Below are 19,152 nucleotides of genomic sequence, written 5' to 3' on the forward strand. Positions count from 1 at the left end.
CCGCGAAGCAGGGCGCAGCGCCTGCTTCGGCGGCCGTTCGCCGCTGCGCCGGACAGCGCCCCGGGGAACGGCCGCGGCCGGCCTGTCATGCGCCGGCGCGTCACGACTTCACGACGTCACGACTTCACCCACACGCCGCCGGCGCTCGGATTGTCGCCTTGCGTCCACCATTTCGCGCAGTATTTCGCGCCCTGATACATCACGCACGTGCCGCCCTGATACGCATTCGTTGCCGACCACGTCGCCGTGCCGCCGCCGATCGCTTTCCACACGCTCGCCTGGCCCGGCACGTCGCCCTGCGTCCACCATTGCGCCTGATACGTCGTGCCCTGATAGGTGACCGTCGCGCCGGCCGTATAGACCTGGCCGGCCGACCAGGGCGCGCCGGGCTGCGGCGTTCCGCCGTTCGAGCCGCCTCCATAGTTCGGGTCCTGCGTGACGCCTGTGCCCCACTTGCCGTCGAGCTTGCGGAAGATCGACGCGAACGCGTACGGCTGCTGCGCGATGCCCGAGCAGGTCGGCGACACATACGCGCCGTTGTTCGGGCACGGCTGGTCGCGGCCCACCGACCAGTTGCCGAAGAAACCGTAACCGTTGTTGATCGCCGTATTCAGCACGCTCTGCGCATTGGCGAGCGTGAAGGTTTCGCCCTGCACGTCGTTCATCCCGATCATCGGCGTGACACCGACCATCTGCCATAGTTGCGCGCCGGTCTTCGGCTGGCCGGCCGACTTGAACGCCGTGTCGAGCTGCGCGTAGAGCGCCTGCGCGGCGCTGATTGCCGCCGCGCCCATGTCGATGTTCGCGGGGCCGTAATCCATCGTCATCAGGTTCACGGCGTCGAACGCGACCTTGTTCGCGATGGCCGCGGTCACGACGTTCACGCCATCCTGCGTGAGCCCGGTCGGCATCGTCGGCAGCGTCAGCGTGACGTGCAGCGGCCGGCCTTTCGCCGCGTAGTCGGACTGCAACTGCGCGAGCGCCTGGAAGTTGCGGGCGACGGCGGCGCTGTCCTGCTGCGATGCACCCTCGATGTCGAAGTCGACATGCGTGAGGCCGTAGGTGTCGATTACGGTCTGATAGGCCGTCTTCAGCGCGGGGACGGTCGAGCATGCCTGCATCAGCGGCGTGCCGTTCGCGCCGCCGAACGAGACCGCGATCTCGCCGCCTTTCGCGCGATAGCTCGCGATCGACGTCGACAGCGACGCGAGCAGATCGCCGCTCGCACCGTTGCCGATCGGCTGCACGCCGCCCCAGGACGGCGCACAGCCGCTGCCCGCGATCACAAATGCGAGCGTGAACTGCTGGATGCCTTGCTGGACGCCGATCCGGTCGACGAGCGGCGTCGGGTAGAGCGTCACGTCGACGAACGGCGCATAGACGCCGGCGCCATGGGACACGCTCGCGACGGCGAGCAGGCAGCCCGCGACGAGCACGCGTGGATTGAAGCGCGGCAACACGTTGTTGTTCATTGTTTTCTCCAAGTGGAAGAGGGATACGCTGGCCCGCGTATCGCCGCCGGGCGGGCGGCTGAGCATGCCTGCCCGGCGGCATGCACATCTTGAAGTATTAGCTCCGAACAATGAACAGTTGCGCGTTAGTTTTATTATTGCATCACGTAGGATTAACAATTCTGCCGATTCGAGCACATATCGAAACGTAAAGCGGGCGATTTGTCCGCTTGATCGCGCGTTGAAGTGGAAGCGCCGGACGCGCGACCCGTGCCCACGGGGCACGGCCGACGCGTGCATGGACGAGTCAGCGCACCGGCAACGACGGCCGGCATGCTGGGCACGGGCGCGCCGCGATGTGCGCAGCGGCTTTCAGCGATACCAGCGCGGCGTATAGACCCACTCGCGGCCGTCGCCGATCGCGAATCGCCGCGTCGTCGACGAACCGACGATCACCATCGTGCGCATGTCCACCTGGTCGCTGCGCAGCGCGCCGAGCGTCGTCGTCGCGAGCGTCGCGCCCGGCCGGCCGATATCGCGGCCGAGCACGACGACCGTGTCGGCCGCGCGGTGTGCGCGCACGACGTCGAGCGCACGATCGAGCTGCCACGGTCGCGCACGCGAGATCGGGTTGTAGAACGCCATCACGAGATCGGCTTGCGCCGCATGCCGCAGGCGTGTCTCGATCACGTCCCACGGCTTCAGGTTGTCCGACAGCGAGATCGCACAGAAATCGTGGCCGAGCGGTGCGCCGGCCTGCGCGGCGGTCGCGAGCGACGCCGATACGCCGGGTTCGACCCGCAGCTCGACCGCGGCCCAGCGCGGGTCGCGCGCTTCGTCAAGCGCCTCCAGCACGGCCGCGGCCATCGCGAACACGCCCGGATCGCCCGACGACACGACCGCGACGCGCCGGCCCTCGGCCGCCAGTTCGAACGCATGGCGCGCACGCTGCATTTCCTCGCGATTGTCGGTGCCGTGTACGCGCTGGTCCGCGCGGAACGGGCCGGCCATCGTCACGTAGGTCGTATAGCCGAGGATATCGGTCGCTTCCGCGAGCGCGCCGCGCGCGGCGGGCGTGAGCCACGCCGCATCGCCCGGGCCGAGGCCCAACACCGTCAGGCGGCCGCGCGCCCGGCCGAGCGCGGCGGGATCGACGGGTTGCGCCGCGACCGCGCAGGCGAGGCCGTCGGACGTTGCGCGCAGCGTGTGCGCGACACGCAATGTGCTGCCGAGCAGTGCGGCGGCATCGGTGTCGCCTTCGCCTTTGCCTTCGCCTTTGCTTTCGACATCGCCGAAGCGCAGCGGCACGCCCAGCGTGTGCGCCGCCGCTTCGACCCGCGCATCGCCGAGCAACGTCGCCGGCGCGACGAGCGCGGCGAGCGCCAGCCGCGCGAGGCCGTGTGCATCGAGCAGCGCCTCGATGCGTTCGGCGAGCGATGGCGATGCGTCGGCCGGCACGCCGCGCGCGTCGATGCCGACCACCACGCTGCGCGGATGGATCACGAGTTCGTCGCGCGCGCCGCGCCACGCATCGGGCGTCACGCGGATCGCATGCGCGGCCGCGTCGTCGCGCGGCAGCGCGACGTCGTCGAGCCACGACGCCGCGCCGTCGACGCGCGTGGCCGCGCCCGCGAGCAGGTCGGACACGAAGCGCTTGCCTTGCTGCAGATCGGCGAGCGCATAGCCGTCGGGCGGGTTGAGCATGCACGCGCCGAAGCGCAGTTCGCCGCTCGTCGTGATCGCCGGCGCGACGCCGAGGCATTCGGCGATTTCGCGCGCGATCAGGTTCACGCCCGTCAAACCGCCGAGCAGCGGCACGACCGCCGAGCCGTCTTCCGCGACCGCGAGCACCGGCGGCTCGACACCCTTGTCGGCCAGCGCGGGCGCGACGCAGCGAATCACGATGCCGGCCGCGCACAGCGCGACGATCGGCAGGCCGCGCGCGTAAAGCGCGCGCAGGTGCGCGCCGAGTTCGTCGAACGGCACGTCGGCCTCGACGCGAGATGCGAGACCATGCACGCGAGAGCCCGGATAACGCGCCTGGATGCGCCGCGCGGTGTCGAGCGCGCCTGCGCCGAGAATCACGATCGCGGGCGGAGTCGTCATCCTTGCCATTTTTCCCCCGGCACGACGAGCAGCGAGAAATACGGCGACGCCATCGGATCGACTTCGTCGAGCGGCACGATGCGCTGGGCCGCCATCGTCGCGCGCTCGACGTACAGCGCGCGCTTCGCGAGCCCGAGTTCGTCGAGCACGCGCCGCACCTTGTCGACGTTGCGGCCGAGCTTCATCACGACGGCCGCGTCGGCTTGCGCGAGCCGCACGCGCAATTCGTCCTCCGGCAGCACGCCGGACAGCACCGACAGGCTCTGGTTGCGATAGACGAGCGGCTGGCCGAGCACGGCCGTGCCGCCGAGCATCGCGCACACGCCAGGGATCACTTCGGTGTCGTAGCGCGTCGCGAGGCGATCGTGCAGGTACATGTACGACCCGTAGAAGAACGGATCGCCTTCGCAGATCACCGCGACGTCGCGCCCGGCGTCGAGATGCGCCGCGACGATCTCGGCGGCCGTGTCGTAGAAGTCGGCGATCACCGTCTCGTAGCAGAGCGGCGGCGGCAGCGCCTCGGTCGTCACCGGATAGACGAGCGGCAGTTGCGTCTGCGCGTCGAGCAGGTGCGCTTCGACGATCCCGTACGCATTGCCTTTCTTGCCCTTCGCGACGAAATACGCGACCACCGGCGCGGCCTGCAGCACCCGCAGCGCCTTGATCGTCATCAGTTCAGGATCGCCGGGGCCGACGCCGACCCCGAACAGGCGTCCGCGCGGGGCCGTCATTCGGCCTCCGTCGCGAGTGCGTTGACGGCGGCGGCCGCCATCGCGCTGCCGCCGCGCCGGCCGAGCAGCGTGACGTAGGGCACGCCGCGGCTGTGCGCGTCGAGCATCGCCTTCGATTCGGCCGCGCCGATGAAGCCGACCGGAAAGCCGAGGATCAGCGCGGGGCGTGGCGCGCCGGCGTCGATCATGTCGAGCAGGTGGAACAGCGCGGTCGGCGCATTGCCGATCACGACGACGCTGCCGGCCAGATGCGGGCGCCACAGTTCGAGCGCCGCGGCCGAACGCGTGTTGCCGAGATGCCGCGCGAGGTCGGGCACTTCCGGTTCGCCGAGCGTGCAGATCACGCGATTGCCGGCCGGCAGACGCGCGCGCGTAATGCCTTCGGCGACCATCCGCGCGTCGCACAGGATCGGCGCGCCGGCCGCGAGCGCCGTGCGGCCCGCCGTGCCGGCGCCGGCCGAGAAGCGCAGGTCGTAGACGACATCGACCATCCCGCACGCGTGGATCACGCGCACCGCGAGTTTCTCGAGATCGGGCGGAACCTGCGACAGGTCGGCCTCGGCGCGGATCGTCGCGAACGACTGGCGGTAGATTTCCTGCCCGTCGCGAATGTAGTCAAGCATTAGTGGTGTCCTAGGGTCTGTTTGCATATGGAACGTGCATGCGTTGCCACGAGAACGGCCGCTCGCGAGGCGCGCGACGCCGCGAATACTGACGTATTCGCAAGGAGCGCAACGTGGCGAGCGGCCGTTCTCGTGGCAACCCCAAATTAAAAAACCATTCCAGGGGAATGCCCGAAATCGCCCGTATGGCGGCGTCGCTCGTCACTTGTCCCCCAAGGGGACTTCCTTCGGGGCGTTTGGCTCGGCCAAACGGCGCTCCTCACTTCTTGCCCTACGAGCGATTTCGGGCATTCGCATGTACGTTCCATATGTAAACAGACCCTAGCTGCGCCGCGTGCCCGTCAATCGGGCCGCGGCCTGGTCAATCGTCAGATGGCGCGCGAGCGGGGCGCCGAGGCCCGCGGCGGCGTCGCGCCGGTAAAGGTCGTAGTGTGCGGGCGCAACCGCGACGAGCGTGTACGTCGCGGGATGCGGCAGCGCGCAGTGGCGCTCGCAGCCGGTCAGGTGCACGTCGACCGGATGGCCGACGCGCGCGGCCAGCGCGAGCGCATCGTGTTTCGTATCGGCGCGCGCCTTCGCGCAGCCCGCGCTGCCGGTGCAGGCAACCAGCGCCGCCAGCGGGTCGGATGTCGTGCACACGAGACCGAGCGACGCGAGCGCATCGAGCACGGCCGGCGCGCGTTCGCGCCGCACGCCATGCACGAACACGCCTTGCCACGGCGTCATCGACAGCGTGGCGTCGCCTTCGGCCTCGGCAAGTGCCGCGAGCCGTTCCAGTTGCGTCGCGTCGAGCCGGCCGAGCACGAATTGCGCGCCGACGCTCCAGCGCGCCGCGTCGAGCGACGGTCGCGCGCCGAAACGCAGCGTGGCATCCGCGCGCATGCGCCGCCAGCCGGCCAATGCGGGATCGGTCTCGAGCGGGAAGGGGGCGTAGTGCCGCGCGCGCTCGCGCAACGCGCGTTCGCCGCCGGTCGCGAGCAACGCGCGCATCCGCGTGACGTCGGCCGGCGCAAGATCGAGGAAGGCGAGCAGCAACGCGCGCACCAGCGCAACGGCCTGGTCGGGCGCCACGTCGAACGAAGCGGGCGAATCGTCGGACGAGACCGGCGGACAGCCGGCCAGGCCCGCGGCGATGCGCAGCGCGCCGTCGCCGCGACGCCGCGCGGCAAGCCAGATGTCGTGCGGATGATCGAGCGCCGCGACCGATTCGCCGCCGTCGAGCTGGATCGAGAATTTCGGCGACAGTTCGCCGCGGCGCGGCTCGTGGGTCAGCATGTCGAGCAACGGCAGCGCGAGTGCGCGGCTGTCGAGCAGCGCGGCGGGATCGAGCCCGGCGAGCGGGCTGAGCATCAGGTTGCGGACGTCGTCGCTCGCGGCGAGCGCGGCCCTGTCGTCGGTGGCATCGGTGGCATCGGTGGCATCGGCGGCTGCGGCTGCGCTCGTGCGCGGGCCGAGGCCCGCGTCGAGCAATGCACCGGCCAGCGGATCGCCCGCGCCGTCGCGAATGCCGCGCAGCTGGAGATTCGCGCGATTGGTCGCGTCGATCGCACCGGAGCCGTAGCTGCGCGCCGCGGCAGCGATCGCACGCGCCTGCCGCGCGTCGAGCCGCCCGCCCGGCAGCTTGATCCGGCACAGCCCGCCGTCGGCGGCCGCGACGACGCGCACGAGCCCCGGGCACGCCGACGGGCGCACGACGGGCAACGCAGGAATCGAAACGGGGGCGGAACTCAACGGGATACCGGGGCAGTGTGGCGCCGCGGCCAACGCATCGGTACACCCCGCCCGACGCCGACTGGCACGCACGCACTTTCAGGCCGGCAGGTCTCCTGGCTGACAGGTCGGCGCCGGCTCCCGGCCTTCCCGGTGAAACCAGTGGCATGAGGGGGGAGATCGGCTCGCTGTCTACAGTTGCGGGGGCAGCCACAGCGGCGCGATGCGCGCCCTGTGTTCCCTCTTCGGCCCCGAAGGGCACCGGCGAACGAACGGCCGTAGGATACCCGATTTCACCGGCGCTTCGCGACCGTCGAGCGGGCGCCATGACCGAAGCGAAACGCGGCCCGGCGCGGGCAGTCCCGCAGATGAAACGTGCGGTGGAACACGGTACCATGCCGACTTTCGCAACGCGGACGGCCGCACCGGCGTCTTCACGGCCGGCGTGCGGCGACTCGATGGAATCGGACGATGGGGAAGGGTGCATGACGGCGTGGCTGACGGTAGTGGGCATCGGCGACGACGGTTACGCGGGGCTCGGACGCAGCGCGCGGCGCGCGCTGCTCGACGCCACGCGGATCGTCGGCGCGAAGCGGCACCTCGACATGCTGCCCGCGCGGCTGCGGGCCGCGCGCGAGCCATGGCCGTCGCCGTTCGACGTGTCGGGCCTGCTCGCGCGGCGCGATGCGCCCGTCTGCGTGCTGGCAAGCGGCGACCCGATGCTGTTCGGCGTCGGCGCCACGCTCGCGCGCGAGCTCTCCCCTGACGAATGGCGCGTGCTGCCCGCCCCGTCGTCGCTGTCGCTGGCGGCCGCACGGCTCGGCTGGGCGCTGCAGGACGTCGGCGCGGTGTCGCTCGTCGGCCGGCCACTCGCGACGCTGGTGCGCCACCTGCTGCCGGGCCGGCGCCTGTTCGTGCTGAGCGCCGACGGCCGCACGCCGGCCACGGTCGCCGCCGAACTCACGGCGCGCGGCTTCGGCCCGACCCGCATCAGCGTGTTCGAGCATCTCGGCGGCCCGCTCGAGCGGCGTCTCGACGGCCTCGCGCAAGACTGGCCCATCGCCGAAACCGCCGCGCTCAACCTGATCGCGCTCGACTGCCGGGCCGGCCCCGATGCGCCGCGCCGCGCGCTCACGCCCGGCCTGCCCGACGACGCGTACCGCCACGACGGCCAGCTCACCAAGCGCGACATGCGTGCGTTGACGCTCGGGCGCCTCGCGCCCGCACCGGGCGAACTGTTGTGGGACGTCGGCGCGGGCAGCGGCTCGATCGGCATCGAATGGATGCGCGCGCATCCGTCGTGCCAGGCGATCGCGATCGAGTCGCATGCGGAGCGTCAACGCTTCATCGAGCACAACCGCGACGCGCTCGGCGTGCCGGGGCTACAACTCGTCGGGGGGCGCGCGCCCGACGCGCTCGCGGGGCTCGCCGCGCCCGACGCGATCTTCATCGGCGGCGGCGCGAGCGCGCCCGGCGTGCTCGATGCGTGCTGGTCGGCGCTGAAGCCCGGCGGCCGGCTCGTCGCGAATGCGGTCACGCTGCAGGGCGAGCTGGCGCTCGCGGCCTGGCGCGACGCCCATGGCGGCACGCTCACGCGCGTGTCGCTCGCGCATGCCGAGCCGCTCGGCCGCTTCGACACGTGGCGGCAGCCGTTGCCGGTCACGCTGTATGACGGGCGCAAGCCCGATCCCACGGCAGCGGAATTCGCGGGCCCCGCGTAATGCGCGACGAAACCCCCGAACAACCGGCGCCGCTGCGGTTCGGCTATACGACCGGCAGTTGCGCGACCGCGACGTCGCTTGCCGCCGCGCGCCTGCTGCTCGCGGGCCACGCGGACGATGCGGTCGAGATCGTGTTGCCGAAGGGGCAGCGCGTGATGATGCGGCTCGAGTTCTGCCGGACCACCGCCGACGGCGCCGAGGCCGGCACCGTCAAGGACGCCGGCGACGATCCGGACGTCACGCACGGTGCGCTGGTGTTCGCGCGCGTCGCGCTGTCCGCCGCTCCCGGCGTGCGTTTTCATGCAGGGCCGGGGGTCGGCACGGTCACGCGCGCGGGACTCACGCTGCCGGTCGGCGAACCGGCAATCAATCCGGTGCCGCGCCAGATGATGACCACCCACCTCGACGCGCTCGCGGCCGAATATGGTTACGCAGGCGGCTTCGACGTGACGATCGGCGTCGAGGGCGGCGAGGCGCTCGCACTGAAGACGATGAACCCGCGCCTGGGCATCGTCGGCGGATTGTCGATCCTCGGCACGACCGGCATCGTGCGGCCGTTCTCGTGCTCGGCGTACATCGCGTCGATCCACCAGGGCATCGACGTCGCACGCGCGAACGGCGTCGCGCACATCGCCGCGTGCACCGGCAACACGAGCGAGGATGCGATGCGCGCGCACTACGGCCTGCCCGACATGGCGCTGATCGAAATGGGCGATTTCGCGGGCGCGGTGCTCAAGCACCTGCGCCGTGCGCCGGTCGCCCGCCTGTCGATGTGCGGCGGCTTCGGCAAGCTCAGCAAGCTCGCGGCCGGCCATCTCGACCTGCACAGCCGCCATTCGAGCATCGACCTGCCGCTGCTCGCGCAGTGGGCGGCCGAGGCCGGTGCAAGCGATGCGCTGCAGGCCGCGATGCGCGCGGCGAATACCAGCCAGGAAGCGCTGAAGCTCGCGCATGCGGACGGCGTGCCGCTCGGCGACCTCGTCTGTGCGCACGCGCTGCGGGTCGCGCGCGACATCGTGCCGGCATCGGTGGCCGTGGAGATGTTCGCGATCGACCGGCAGGGCCGTTTCGTCGGACGTGCACGATGAGCGTGCGCATCCTGCTCCTCGGCGGCACCGGCGACGCGCTGACGATCGCGCGCGCGCTCGGCCCGCGACACGTCTATAGCCTCGCGGGCCTCGGCAAGGTGCCCGACGACCTGCGCTGCGACGTGCGTGTCGGCGGGTTCGGCGGAGCGGCAGGGCTTGCCGCCTATCTGCGCGGCGCCGGCATCGGTCTCGTGATCGACGCGACGCATCCGTATGCCGCGCAAATCAGCGCGAACGCGGTCGCCGCCGCGCACGACGCGGGCGTGCCGCTGTGGGCGCTGCGCCGCGCGCCGTGGACGCCAGGGCCCGGCGACGACTGGCGGATGGTCGACGACTGGGCCGGGATCGAGGCCGCGCTCGCGCCGTTCCGGCGGCCGCTGTTCACGCTCGGGCGCGAACCGCTGGCGCATCTCGACGAGATCCCGCCCCACCAGTTCTGGCTGGTGCGCTGCCTCGATGCGCATCCCGGCAACGCGCGCGCGCAGATCGTCGCGACGCGCGGGCCGTTCACGCTCGACGGCGAACGCGCGCTGTTCGCGCTTGCGGGCATCGACGTCGTCGTCAGCAAGAACAGCGGCGGCGCCGCGACCGAGGCCAAGCTCGAGGTCGCGCGCGAACGACGGCTGCCGGTCGTGATGCTGCGCCGGCCGCCGCTCCCCGACGCCGATCGCGCGTTCGACTCGGCCGCCGCGCTGCTCGAGGCGCTCGATCCGGCCGCGCGCACGTGATGCCGCGCGACCGGCTGCCCAATGAATGAATGGATGGAGATTTCTGGATGACGGTGTATTTCATCGGCGCGGGCCCTGGCGACCCCGAACTGATCACGGTGAAGGGCCAGCGCCTCGTGCGCACGTGCCCGGTGATCCTGTATGCGGGCTCGCTCGTGCCGCCGGCCGTGCTCGACGGCCATCGCGCGGAGCAGGTCGTCAATACCGCCGAGCTCGATCTCGATGCGATCGTCGCGCTGCTCGCCGATGCGCATGCGAAAGGGCAGGACATCGCGCGCGTGCATTCGGGCGATCCGTCGCTGTACGGGGCGATCGGCGAACAGATCCGCCGGCTGAAAGCGCTCGGGATTCCGTATGAAATCGTGCCGGGCGTGACGGCCACGGCCGCGTGCGCGGCGACGCTCGGCGTCGAGCTGACGCTGCCCGGTGTCGCGCAGACGGTGATCCTCACGCGCTTCGCGGGCAAGACGACGATGCCGGAAGGCGAAGCGCTCGGCGCGCTCGCCGCGCACCGCGCGACGCTCGCGATCCATCTCGGCGTGCGCCATCTCGCGCGGATCGTCGACGAAGTGCTGCCGCACTACGGACCCGACTGCCCGGTCGCGGTGATCTATCGCGCGAGCTGGCCCGACGAGGAACGCGTGCCCGGCACGCTGGCCGACATCGTCGGCAAGGTGCAGGGCACGCGGATCGAACGCACCGCGCTGATTCTGGTCGGGCGCGTGCTCGACGCGGAAGGGTTCGCGGATTCGACGCTGTATGCAAGCGGCAGCTGATTGCGCGTAAGCGAAACGCGATGCGCGCCGAGGCACACTCTCTACGCACGCGCGACGCGCCGAGCAAGCTGCGGCGCGAAACCCGCCGCCAGCGCGAACAGCACGACACACAGGCAAGCCATCGCGACCCACGCAGGCGACAGATCCGCGAGATGCTGGCGCACGACGCCCGCCGCGAACGGAAACAGCCCCGCGACCAGATAGCCGACGCCCTGCACGAACCCCGTCAACGATGCGGCATCGGCCGGCGTCGCCGCATGATCGACCGTGACGATCAGCGACAGCGGAAACAGCGCGCCGATGCCCGCACCCAGCAGCAGCGCGGCCGGCAACGCAAGCGCCTGCGGCGCGGCCAGCATCACCAGCAGCCCCGCCAGTAGCGACGCGATCGCCGCGTGCAGCGCCGGCCGGCGATCGGGCAGGCGGTCGATCGTTGCGGAGATCGTCAGCCCCGCGACGACTTCCGCGAGTGTCACGCCGCCGAGCAGGCTGCCGGCCGCGGTCGGCGACCAGCCGAGCCGCATGTAGTACGGCGGCAGCCACGCCAGCACGAGCGTGTAGGCGCCCGTCGCGATCCCGAAGAACACCGCGAGCCGCCATGCGCGCGGCGAGCGCGACGGTCGCGCATGCGCAGCCGATGTCGCGGCCGACGCCGGCATCGCCCCGGACGCCGGCGCGTGGTCGCCACGACTGGCCAGCGGCCACGCCAGCGCCGCAATGGCGGCCGGCAGCGTCCAGCCCGCGAGCGCGACGAGCCAGCTCCAGTGGGCCGCGGCGAACGGCGCGACGACGCTCGCGAGCACCGCGCCGCCCATGATCGACGTCGAATAGACGCCCATCGCGCCACCGATCCGCGTCGCGAAATGTGCCTTCACGAACCCCGGCAGCAACGCCTGCACCATGGCGATCCCGATGCCCGCGCAGCATGCGCTCGCCAGCAGCAGCCACGCGTGCTGTGCGCCGATGCGCGACGCGCAGGCGAACCCGATCAGCACGACGCCGAGCCACACGCCGCGAGCAATTCCCGTCACGCGCTGCAGCCGCCGCGCGCTCAGCGCGCCCAGGCCCATCAGCAGGATCGGGATCGTGGTCAGCAGGCTCGCCGCGCCGTCGCCGATGCCGGTCGCGCGCTGGATCATGTCGAGCAGCGGACCGATCGCGGCCAGCGCCGGCCGCAGGTTCAGTCCGACCAGCACGATGGCGGCAAGCCGCCATCCCGGGGAAGTGCAGCGATTCATCAGAATTTGCTCCGAGAAACCCCGCCATTTCCCCCAAGGGGACTTCCTTCGGGGCGGATGGCGGGAAGGAAAGGAGTGCTGTTGACAGGCAGCTTCTTCCACGGGTTAGGATCACCGGCATGATTCTTGTCTACCGCTACCGCGTGAAGTCGCTCAACGGACTGCTCAACAAGCAGAGCCGTGCGGTGAACTACGTCTGGAAATTCTGCAACGACACGCAGAAGCACGCGCTCAAGTGGAGCAAGAAATGGCCGACGGGTTTCGATCTGAACGTGCTGACGACGGGGAGCAGCAAGGCGCTCGGCATCCACTCCGGCACGATCAACGCGACGTGCGAGCAATATGCGAAGTCGCGCAGTCAGCACCGTCGGCCCTACCTGCGCTATCGCGGCAGGAAATCGCTGGGCTGGGTGCCGCTGAAGGGGCGTGACCTGAAGCGCGAGGGTGACGCGTTCCGTTTCGCCGGCAACACGTTTCGAGTGTTCAACAGCAGGCCGCTTCCCGAAGGCAAGATCAAGGACGGGACCAACTTTGCGCAGGATGCACGCGGCAACTGGTTTCTCAACATCGCGATTGAGATGCCGGATGTTCAGGCCCGCCCGATCCATTCCGGTGTCGGCATCGATCTCGGCTTGAAAGACTTCGCCACACTTTCGACCGGCGAGAAGCTGCGCAATGACCGATTCGGCCGACGCGCGGCGGAGAAACTGGCGAAAGCTCAACGGGCGCGCAAGCACAAGCGGCATATCGCGAAGTTGCACGCCAAGGTCGCGAATACCCGCGCCGATTTTCAGCACAAGCTCGCGCTCGATCTGGTGCGGCGCTTCGATTACCTCGCGGTCGGCAACGTGTCGGCCGCGAAGCTCGCCAGAACCAGGATGGCGAAGAGCGTCTACGACGCATCCTGGTCGTCCTTCCGAAACATGCTCCGCTATAAAGCGATGGCGCACGGGGCCACGTTCGAGGAAGTCGACGAAAGCGGTTCTACCCAGTCCTGTTCGTCGTGCGGATCGAAAGACAGCACGACGCGGCCGAAAGGTATCGCGGGACTGCGAATGAGAGAGTGGGCCTGCGATGGCTGTGGTGTCGTGCATGATCGAGATACCAACGCTGCGCTGAATATTCTCCGATACGGACGTGCATCGCCAGGTGTGGGAATCACCTGCCTTTAGGCGGGTGAGGACGTCAAGGAAGGCCCTCGATATCGGTGCGCGACATCTCCATCGGCGTGTCGTGCGTTTTCATGTAAAGTATCTCGACATCAAGATAAATCGACATTTATCTCGACGTCAAGATAACTGGTGAGCCGAGGAGGGTTAATGGATCGAGCCGCGCATGCGCTCGCGCAATGGCGCGTCGAGCGCCCGGATCTGGATGCGTCGCCGATGCTCGTGATGGGACGGCTGCAGGAGGCCGCGCTCGTGATCGCGCGCGACGGTCTCAATCCGCTGTTCGCGCGCTACGGGATGCAGCCGGGAGAATTCGACGTGCTGGCGACGCTGCGGCGCAGCGGCGCGCCGTTCGCGCTGACGCCGACCGCGCTGTACGACGCGCTGATGATGTCGTCGGGCGGGATGACCGCACGGATCGACCGGCTGCACAAGGCCGGCTGGGTCGAGCGCCGGCCGAATCCGGCCGACGGCCGCGGCACGCTCGTCGCGCTGACGGACGCCGGCCGCGCGCTGATCGACGAGGCGGTGGTCGCGCACGTCGACAATCAGCGCGCGATGCTGGCCGTGCTGTCGCAGGCCGAGCAGACGCAGTTGTCGGCGCTGCTGGAAAAGCTGCTGGCGGGATTGGAAGAAGGGGCGTCGGCGCCGGCAGAAAAGCAGCGCCGCGGCTCGTCACGCTGAACGCGACGCGCGGAAAGCAGGAACGGAGAAACGCAGAAACGCAGAAAGGAAACCGGCAAACCGCCCGCCGCGCGAGGCGGCGGGCCGGACAGGCAGCGGGCCGCACCCGGTGCGTCCGCCGCGCGGATCAGCCGCGTGCCGGGATAGTGAGCCCGCGCGCGACGGCCGGACGCGCGACGAAGGCTTCGAGCGCCCGCGCGACATGGCGGAACTCACCGAAGCCGACGAGATCGCCCGCTTCGTAGAACCCGACCAGGTTGCGCACCCACGGGAAGATCGAGATATCGGCGATCGTGTACGTATCGCCCATCATCCATTTGCGGTTCGCGAGATGCGCGTCGAGCACGGCGAGCAGGCGCTTCGATTCGGCGGCGTAGCGGTCGCGCGGGCGCTTGTCCTCGTAGTCGCGGCCGGCGAACTTGTGGAAGAAACCGACCTGGCCGAACATCGGGCCGATGCCGCCCATCTGGAACATCACCCACTGGATCGTCTCGTAGCGGCCCGCGGCGTCCTTCGGCATCAGCTGGCCCGTCTTGTCGGCGAGATAGATCAGGATCGCGCCCGATTCGAACAGCGGCAGCGGCCGGCCGTCGGGGCCGTTCGGATCGATGATCGCCGGGATCTTGTTGTTCGGGTTCAGCGACAGGAATTCGGGCGACAACTGGTCGTCCGTGTCGAAGCGCACGAGGTGCGGCTCGTACGGCAGGCCGGTCTCCTCGAGCATGATCGACACCTTGACGCCGTTGGGCGTCGGCAGCGAGTACAGCTGGAGACGGTCGGGATGCTGGGCCGGCCATTTTTTCGTGATCGGGAAGGCGGACAGGTCGGGCATGAAGGTTCGCTCGTCAACGTGGAGGATCCGCGATCCGCCGGCCGGCCGTGCGTCGCGGAGCGCCCCCGGCACGGCGGCAGGGGCGGGACGAGCACATCGGCAAGCGGGCGGGGCGCGCCGAAAACGCCCACTGTAGCCGATCCCCGCGATCGCTGCAGACAGCGGTCGCGCGTCGCGCGCGAGCGCCGCCGCGCGTCACTTCGTCGTCAGAAGTTGTGCCGCAGCCCGACCATCGCGGCCGTCGTGCCGACCCCGGGCGCGACCGGCTGCCCGTACACCAGCATCTGGTCCATCGTGCCGCGGTTGTTCACGTGGCCGGCCTGCGCATAGACCATCGTCCGCTTCGACAGGCTGTAGTCGGCCGTGAGCACGACGGCCGTCGACCGGTTCGCGGAGCGGTTGCGGTCCTTCAGGTAGTACACGGCGGAGGCGACCTGCAGCGCGGGCGTGAAGCGATAGCCGACACCGGCCGACAGCATGTCGAGGTTCACCCGGTCCGCATGCGCGGGATTCCGGCCGTTGCCATACGACGCCGACACCGAGAAATCGCGGATCGTGTATTTCGCGCCGACGTAGACGAAGCGGTTGTTGTCGACGCCGGTCGGCGCGACACCCGGTGCCGGATTCGTGTCGTGGCCGTTGTAGTAGACGGCCGATGCATTGAGCCCGTAGTTCGAATACCTGAGCACGACCGATTCGCGCGTGCCGCCCTGAAACTGTCCGGCGACGCCGCCGGGTGCGTATTCGAGCGCGAGCGACACGCCCGCGAACGTCGGCGACTGATACACGAGCGCATTGCTGTCGTACAGCGCGCCGATCGCGCCGTTGGTGCTCGTCGCCGGCCAGCCGGCCGAGGTGTTCAGGCCGAGCCATGCGGTCAGCACGCTGCCGAAGAACTGCGCGTTGCGCACGTCGGTGTCGGCCATCGCGTAGATCATCGGCACGATCTGGCGGCCGGCCGTCACCGTGCCGAACGGCCCCGATACGCCGAGCGACGCAATCTGGTTGAAGATCGCGACGGCGCCCGGCGTGTCGCTCAGCTGGAGCCGGCCGGTGCCGCTGTCGAACGAACCCTGCAGCTTGAAGTTGACCTTGTAGCCGCCGCCGAGGTCCTCGCTGCCCTTGATGCCCCAGAAGCTCGAGTAGATGCCGCCGTCCTTCATCCGGAACACCTTGCCGGTGTTCGGCGCGCTCGGGCTGAACGAAGCGGCCGACGTGCTCTGGTACAGCAGGCCCGTGTCGACCACGCCGTACAACGTGACGGAGGATTGCGCATGCGCGAGCGCCGAACAGCCGGCAAGCGCCGCGAGCGCGGCCAGTTTCGTCTTCATCGAAGTCTCCAGGATCGTAATGGACCCCGCACGGGATCGAGCCCGGGCGGGTAAAGCGAGTGAAACGGGGAAGCATCGAGGCAGGCGGGAAGGCGCGCGAGGCGACGCCGGTGCGAGCCGTGCGGAAAGACTACGCAACGGCGCGCGGCCGCTCCCCCCCATGCGCGGGGGGCAGGGTCGCGGAGAATCTAGAGGGGACTGGCGCCGATGCCGCCGTCAATAGCCGCAGGCGCAACAGCCGGCAACGCCGGCCTACGCAGCGATCAAGGCGCGCTTTCGAGCAACCCGAGCACCAGCGCGCGGCGCACGACGTGCTTGCGCGAGCTGGCGTCGAGCTTGCCGAACAGGTTCTTCAGGTGCCACTTCACGGTTTCCTCGCCGACGGCGAGCGCCACCGCGATCTCCTTGTTCGACAGGCTGCGCGCGAGCAGCTCGAGAATCGCGCGCTCCTTGGGCGTCAACACGACGCTCGGCACCGCGCGCGGGCTGGCCGTGCTGCGCGGCGCGGGCGGCACGATGCGCGGCTGCGGTTGCGCGGACCTTGCCGGACCATCGCGCTCGATCGCCTCGTCGCCGATGCGGCGCGCCCAGTCGGCGACGGCCGGATGCGTGTCGGCGAGCGTGCGCGTCAGGCCGAACATGTCCGCGAGGTTCATCGCCTCGTCGAGCCGCGCGCGGCCGCCGTGCCCCGACTGTTCGAGCGCGAACGCGCCGAGCGCCATGATCTCGATGCGCGCGCCCCCCATGCTCATCTCCCGGGCCAGCACGGCCGCTTCGTCGAGCGCCGCGCAGGCATCGTCCCAGCGGCGCGCGGCAAGCGCGGCGCCCGCATGCGCGATCGCCTGCAGCAGCACGACGGGGCGCCGCCACAGCGGGCCGTGCGACGGAAACTCCGCCGCGGCGATCGCATCGATCCGCTCGACGAGCGCATGGCAGGTCGCCTCGCGATAGCGCGCCGCGTGAATGCGCACCTGCTCGGCGAGACTCGCCACCGACAGCCGCGGCAGCCGGCGCGCGACGCCCATCGCGTCGAGCGCCTCGAGCAGGTCGATCGCGCGATGCTCGACGCCGCGCAGCAGCGCGATGCGCGCGGCCGTCCGATAGCCGAGCAGCACGGTGTCGGGTGTGCCCGCGTGCTCGAGCACGTCGAGCCGGTTCGCGAGCAGCGCGGCGGCCTGATCGACGCGATCGGCCTCGTATGCGATCGCCGCGCACATCGCCGCGAGCATGCAGGTCAGCGGATGGCGGCGCCCGAGGTCGGCTTCCGCGCGCGCGAGTGCCGGCGACAACGCGTCGTCCGCGAGCCGGATCTGGCCTTCGCACAGGTAGCTCAGGCCGGTGATCAGCTCGCCCCAGCGCGCGACGTAGCCGAACCCGGCAGCCGTCCCGCCGCGCGGCGCGGCCTGCTGGTAGCGGCGCGCCTGCGCCGGCTCGCCGACGATGATCGCGCGTGCCGACAGGCGGTTCGCATGCATCTGCGCGAGCCACGTCGCCGCGGGCGGCGTGAAGTCGGCCCACGGCTCGAACAGCTCGACGAAACGGTCGATTTCGTCCGCGTAATAAGCCGCCGCGCTGAGGATCAGCGCACATTCGTAGCGCATCGCGGCCGGCGTGCCGGCGTCGGCGAGGATGCCGGCGATCTGGCGCTGCGCCTCGACGTGACGCTCGCCGAGCGCCAGCGCCCAGGCGACCGCGATCCGCAGCGTCGGACGCTTGTCGAGTTCCGCATCGGGCAGCAGCGCGAGCCAGTCGAGCACGTCGTTGATTCGGCCCTGCTTGATCGCATCCTCGAGGCAGCGCTGCGCGAGCGCGTACGCGGTCTCGACCTGGCCGGCCGCATACGCATGGCGCGCGGCTTCCTCCGTCATCCCGTGCGCATCGAGCCACGCGGCCGCGCGTCCATGCAGCGCGCTGCGCGCCGCGGCCGGGCCCGCCGCCAGGCGGTCGCGCAGCGTATCGCGCACCAGCGGATGCAGCCGGCACCAGTCGGAGTCATCCGACGCGATGAACAGCGGCGTATCGCGCGCGAGCCGCGCGAGCCGGTCGGGCGCATCCGCATCGTCGAGCAGCGCGGCGCACAGCGACGGATGCAGGCGGTCGGCGATGCTCGTGCGCGTCAGGAACGCGGTGTCGTCGGCGGACAGGTTCGCGAGCAGCAGCTCGACGAGCCGGTCGCGGGTGCCGTCCATGCGCGCGGCGAGCGCGTCGACCGCCTGGCGCGGATCGGCCGAGCGCGCCATCGCGGCCATCGCGAGCTGCAGCCCGAGCGGCCAGCCGTCGACACGCTCGAACAGCCGCGCGCATGCATCGGCGTCGACCCGCTGCGCGAAGCGCGCACCGACCAGCGCGATCGTCTCGTCGAGCGTGAAGCGCAGCCATTCGGGGCCCGCGAGCGTGCATTGCCCGCCGGCGAGCAGGTCGCCGGCCGCGCGATCGAGGCCGCGCCGGCCCGCGACGATCACACGCAGGTTCTGCGGTGCGTTGTGCAGCACATAGGTCAGCGCGTCGAGGCCGGCGGCCGGCAACCGCTCCGCGTCGTCGACGATCAACAGCGCGTCGATCGACAGTTGCGCGACTTCCGCCAGCCACGCGGTCAACCCCTCCAGCGCGCGCGCCGCGCCGCCCGCAATCAGGCGCCCGAAGCCGGGCCGCGCGCAACCGGTGCGCACCGCCTGCACGAGCCCCTGCAGCAGGCGCGGCGCGTCGTCGCGCTCGTCGGCGGACAGCCACACGACCGCGCGGCCGAGCGCGAGCGATTCGCGGCGCCATTGCGCGAGCAGCGACGTCTTGCCGTATCCGGCCGGCGCCTGCACGAGCATCACGGGCCGGGCGTCGAACGCCGGCGCGGCGAGGCTCAGCCGCGCACGCGCGAGCAACTGCGCCGGCACGCGCGGCGCGGTCGTCTTCAGCACGAGTTCGGTGGGGGGCGCGTCGGCGCGATCGGGTGGGTGGGCCATCGGGGCA

General features: G+C 70.5%; 15 protein-coding genes and 1 riboswitch. Of the genes, 6 read left to right on the plus strand and 9 right to left on the minus strand.

The annotated features are described in order from the left end of the window. Positions 1–116 precede the first annotated feature (116 nt). The 5 genes from ACVK00_RS29620 to cobG all read right to left on the minus strand — a co-directional run bounded on the left by ACVK00_RS29620 (position 117) and on the right by cobG (position 6,603). On the minus strand, positions 117–1,472 hold the full coding sequence (locus ACVK00_RS29620) for a chitinase (RefSeq protein ID WP_284891522.1): 1,356 nt from the start codon (positions 1,470–1,472) through the stop codon (positions 117–119). Between the two features lie 351 nt (positions 1,473–1,823). Beyond that, entirely contained in the window at positions 1,824–3,557 is a 1,734-nt protein-coding gene (gene cobJ / locus ACVK00_RS29625) for a precorrin-3B C(17)-methyltransferase (RefSeq protein WP_284891520.1), read from the minus strand. Continuing rightward, a complete protein-coding gene (locus ACVK00_RS29630; RefSeq protein ID WP_284891518.1) occupies positions 3,554–4,288 on the minus strand; it encodes a precorrin-2 C(20)-methyltransferase in 735 nt (244 codons plus the stop codon). Before ACVK00_RS29630 ends, cobJ begins: the two co-directional genes overlap by 4 nt. Further along, entirely contained in the window at positions 4,285–4,911 is a 627-nt protein-coding gene (locus tag ACVK00_RS29635) for a precorrin-8X methylmutase (protein WP_228904170.1), read from the minus strand. Before ACVK00_RS29635 ends, ACVK00_RS29630 begins: the two co-directional genes overlap by 4 nt. Before the next feature lie 321 nt (positions 4,912–5,232). Next, positions 5,233–6,603 (minus strand): precorrin-3B synthase, encoded by a 1,371-nt coding sequence (gene cobG / locus ACVK00_RS29640; protein WP_284892788.1) that lies wholly within the window; start codon positions 6,601–6,603, stop codon positions 5,233–5,235. 107 nt (positions 6,604–6,710) lie between these two features. Next, a riboswitch (cobalamin riboswitch) is annotated at positions 6,711–6,902 on the minus strand. A 204-nt stretch (positions 6,903–7,106) separates the two neighbouring features. On the opposite strand from cobG, the gene cbiE reads away from it, so the two are divergent. From cbiE to cobM, 4 genes are read left to right on the plus strand one after another with little or no spacing between them, the layout of a single operon-like run. Beyond that, positions 7,107–8,342 (plus strand): precorrin-6y C5,15-methyltransferase (decarboxylating) subunit CbiE, encoded by a 1,236-nt coding sequence (gene cbiE / locus ACVK00_RS29645; protein ID WP_284891517.1) that lies wholly within the window; start codon positions 7,107–7,109, stop codon positions 8,340–8,342. Beyond that, positions 8,342–9,430, plus strand: coding sequence for a cobalt-precorrin-5B (C(1))-methyltransferase (locus ACVK00_RS29650; protein WP_284891515.1), 1,089 nt, complete (start codon positions 8,342–8,344; stop codon positions 9,428–9,430). Before cbiE ends, ACVK00_RS29650 begins: the two co-directional genes overlap by 1 nt. Beyond that, positions 9,427–10,158, plus strand: a complete 732-nt coding sequence (locus tag ACVK00_RS29655; protein WP_228904178.1) for a cobalt-precorrin-6A reductase — start codon at positions 9,427–9,429, stop codon at positions 10,156–10,158. The genes ACVK00_RS29650 and ACVK00_RS29655 overlap by 4 nt, the downstream gene beginning before the upstream one ends. Before the next feature lie 47 nt (positions 10,159–10,205). Beyond that, positions 10,206–10,934: a precorrin-4 C(11)-methyltransferase gene (cobM, locus tag ACVK00_RS29660; protein WP_354122971.1), complete on the plus strand. Its 729-nt coding sequence runs from the start codon at positions 10,206–10,208 to the stop codon at positions 10,932–10,934. A gap of 41 nt (positions 10,935–10,975) precedes the next feature. Here the strand turns inward: cobM and ACVK00_RS29665 are convergent, their stop codons facing one another. Continuing rightward, positions 10,976–12,172: an MFS transporter gene (locus ACVK00_RS29665; RefSeq protein ID WP_284891512.1), complete on the minus strand. Its 1,197-nt coding sequence runs from the start codon at positions 12,170–12,172 to the stop codon at positions 10,976–10,978. A 119-nt stretch (positions 12,173–12,291) separates the two neighbouring features. Here ACVK00_RS29665 and ACVK00_RS29670 point away from each other — a divergent pair, with 119 nt between their 5' ends. Beyond that, complete coding sequence (locus tag ACVK00_RS29670; RefSeq protein WP_456826973.1) at positions 12,292–13,344, plus strand: RNA-guided endonuclease InsQ/TnpB family protein; 1,053 nt, start codon at positions 12,292–12,294, stop codon at positions 13,342–13,344. Positions 13,345–13,491: 147 nt separating this feature from the next. Further along, entirely contained in the window at positions 13,492–14,025 is a 534-nt protein-coding gene (locus ACVK00_RS29675; RefSeq protein ID WP_284901837.1) for a MarR family winged helix-turn-helix transcriptional regulator, read from the plus strand. A gap of 127 nt (positions 14,026–14,152) precedes the next feature. Here ACVK00_RS29675 and ACVK00_RS29680 read toward each other — a convergent pair whose 3' ends face one another. From ACVK00_RS29680 to ACVK00_RS29690, 3 genes are all read right to left on the minus strand, one after another. Next, positions 14,153–14,857: a glutathione S-transferase N-terminal domain-containing protein gene (locus tag ACVK00_RS29680; protein ID WP_284901835.1), complete on the minus strand. Its 705-nt coding sequence runs from the start codon at positions 14,855–14,857 to the stop codon at positions 14,153–14,155. Positions 14,858–15,063: 206 nt separating this feature from the next. Continuing rightward, the gene (locus tag ACVK00_RS29685) at positions 15,064–16,188 is read right to left on the minus strand and encodes a porin (RefSeq protein ID WP_284901833.1); all 1,125 of its coding nucleotides are present in this window, start codon (positions 16,186–16,188) and stop codon (positions 15,064–15,066) included. Between the two features lie 263 nt (positions 16,189–16,451). Beyond that, the gene (locus ACVK00_RS29690; protein ID WP_284901831.1) at positions 16,452–19,145 is read right to left on the minus strand and encodes a LuxR C-terminal-related transcriptional regulator; all 2,694 of its coding nucleotides are present in this window, start codon (positions 19,143–19,145) and stop codon (positions 16,452–16,454) included. Between the last annotated feature and the right edge of the window lie 7 nt (positions 19,146–19,152).

It is taken from the genome of Burkholderia sp. PvR073, assembly GCF_054055695.1.

Excerpts from the sequence above, each read along its gene's own strand:
- ACVK00_RS29685 (WP_284901833.1), bottom strand. The coding sequence starts at position 16,188 with ATGAAGACGAAACTGGCCGCGCTCGCGGCGCTTGCCGGCTGTTCGGCG.
- cobJ (WP_284891520.1), bottom strand. The coding sequence starts at position 3,557 with ATGACGACTCCGCCCGCGATCGTGATTCTCGGCGCAGGCGCGCTCGAC.
- ACVK00_RS29690 (WP_284901831.1), bottom strand. The coding sequence starts at position 19,145 with ATGGCCCACCCACCCGATCGCGCCGACGCGCCCCCCACCGAACTCGTG.
- cbiE (WP_284891517.1), top strand. The coding sequence starts at position 7,107 with ATGACGGCGTGGCTGACGGTAGTGGGCATCGGCGACGACGGTTACGCG.
- ACVK00_RS29670 (WP_456826973.1), top strand. The coding sequence starts at position 12,292 with ATGATTCTTGTCTACCGCTACCGCGTGAAGTCGCTCAACGGACTGCTC.
- cobM (WP_354122971.1), top strand. The coding sequence starts at position 10,206 with ATGACGGTGTATTTCATCGGCGCGGGCCCTGGCGACCCCGAACTGATC.
- ACVK00_RS29665 (WP_284891512.1), bottom strand. The coding sequence starts at position 12,172 with ATGAATCGCTGCACTTCCCCGGGATGGCGGCTTGCCGCCATCGTGCTG.
- ACVK00_RS29630 (WP_284891518.1), bottom strand. The coding sequence starts at position 4,288 with ATGACGGCCCCGCGCGGACGCCTGTTCGGGGTCGGCGTCGGCCCCGGC.
- ACVK00_RS29620 (WP_284891522.1), bottom strand. The coding sequence starts at position 1,472 with ATGAACAACAACGTGTTGCCGCGCTTCAATCCACGCGTGCTCGTCGCG.
- ACVK00_RS29675 (WP_284901837.1), top strand. The coding sequence starts at position 13,492 with ATGGATCGAGCCGCGCATGCGCTCGCGCAATGGCGCGTCGAGCGCCCG.
- ACVK00_RS29655 (WP_228904178.1), top strand. The coding sequence starts at position 9,427 with ATGAGCGTGCGCATCCTGCTCCTCGGCGGCACCGGCGACGCGCTGACG.
- ACVK00_RS29635 (WP_228904170.1), bottom strand. The coding sequence starts at position 4,911 with ATGCTTGACTACATTCGCGACGGGCAGGAAATCTACCGCCAGTCGTTC.
- ACVK00_RS29680 (WP_284901835.1), bottom strand. The coding sequence starts at position 14,857 with ATGCCCGACCTGTCCGCCTTCCCGATCACGAAAAAATGGCCGGCCCAG.
- ACVK00_RS29650 (WP_284891515.1), top strand. The coding sequence starts at position 8,342 with ATGCGCGACGAAACCCCCGAACAACCGGCGCCGCTGCGGTTCGGCTAT.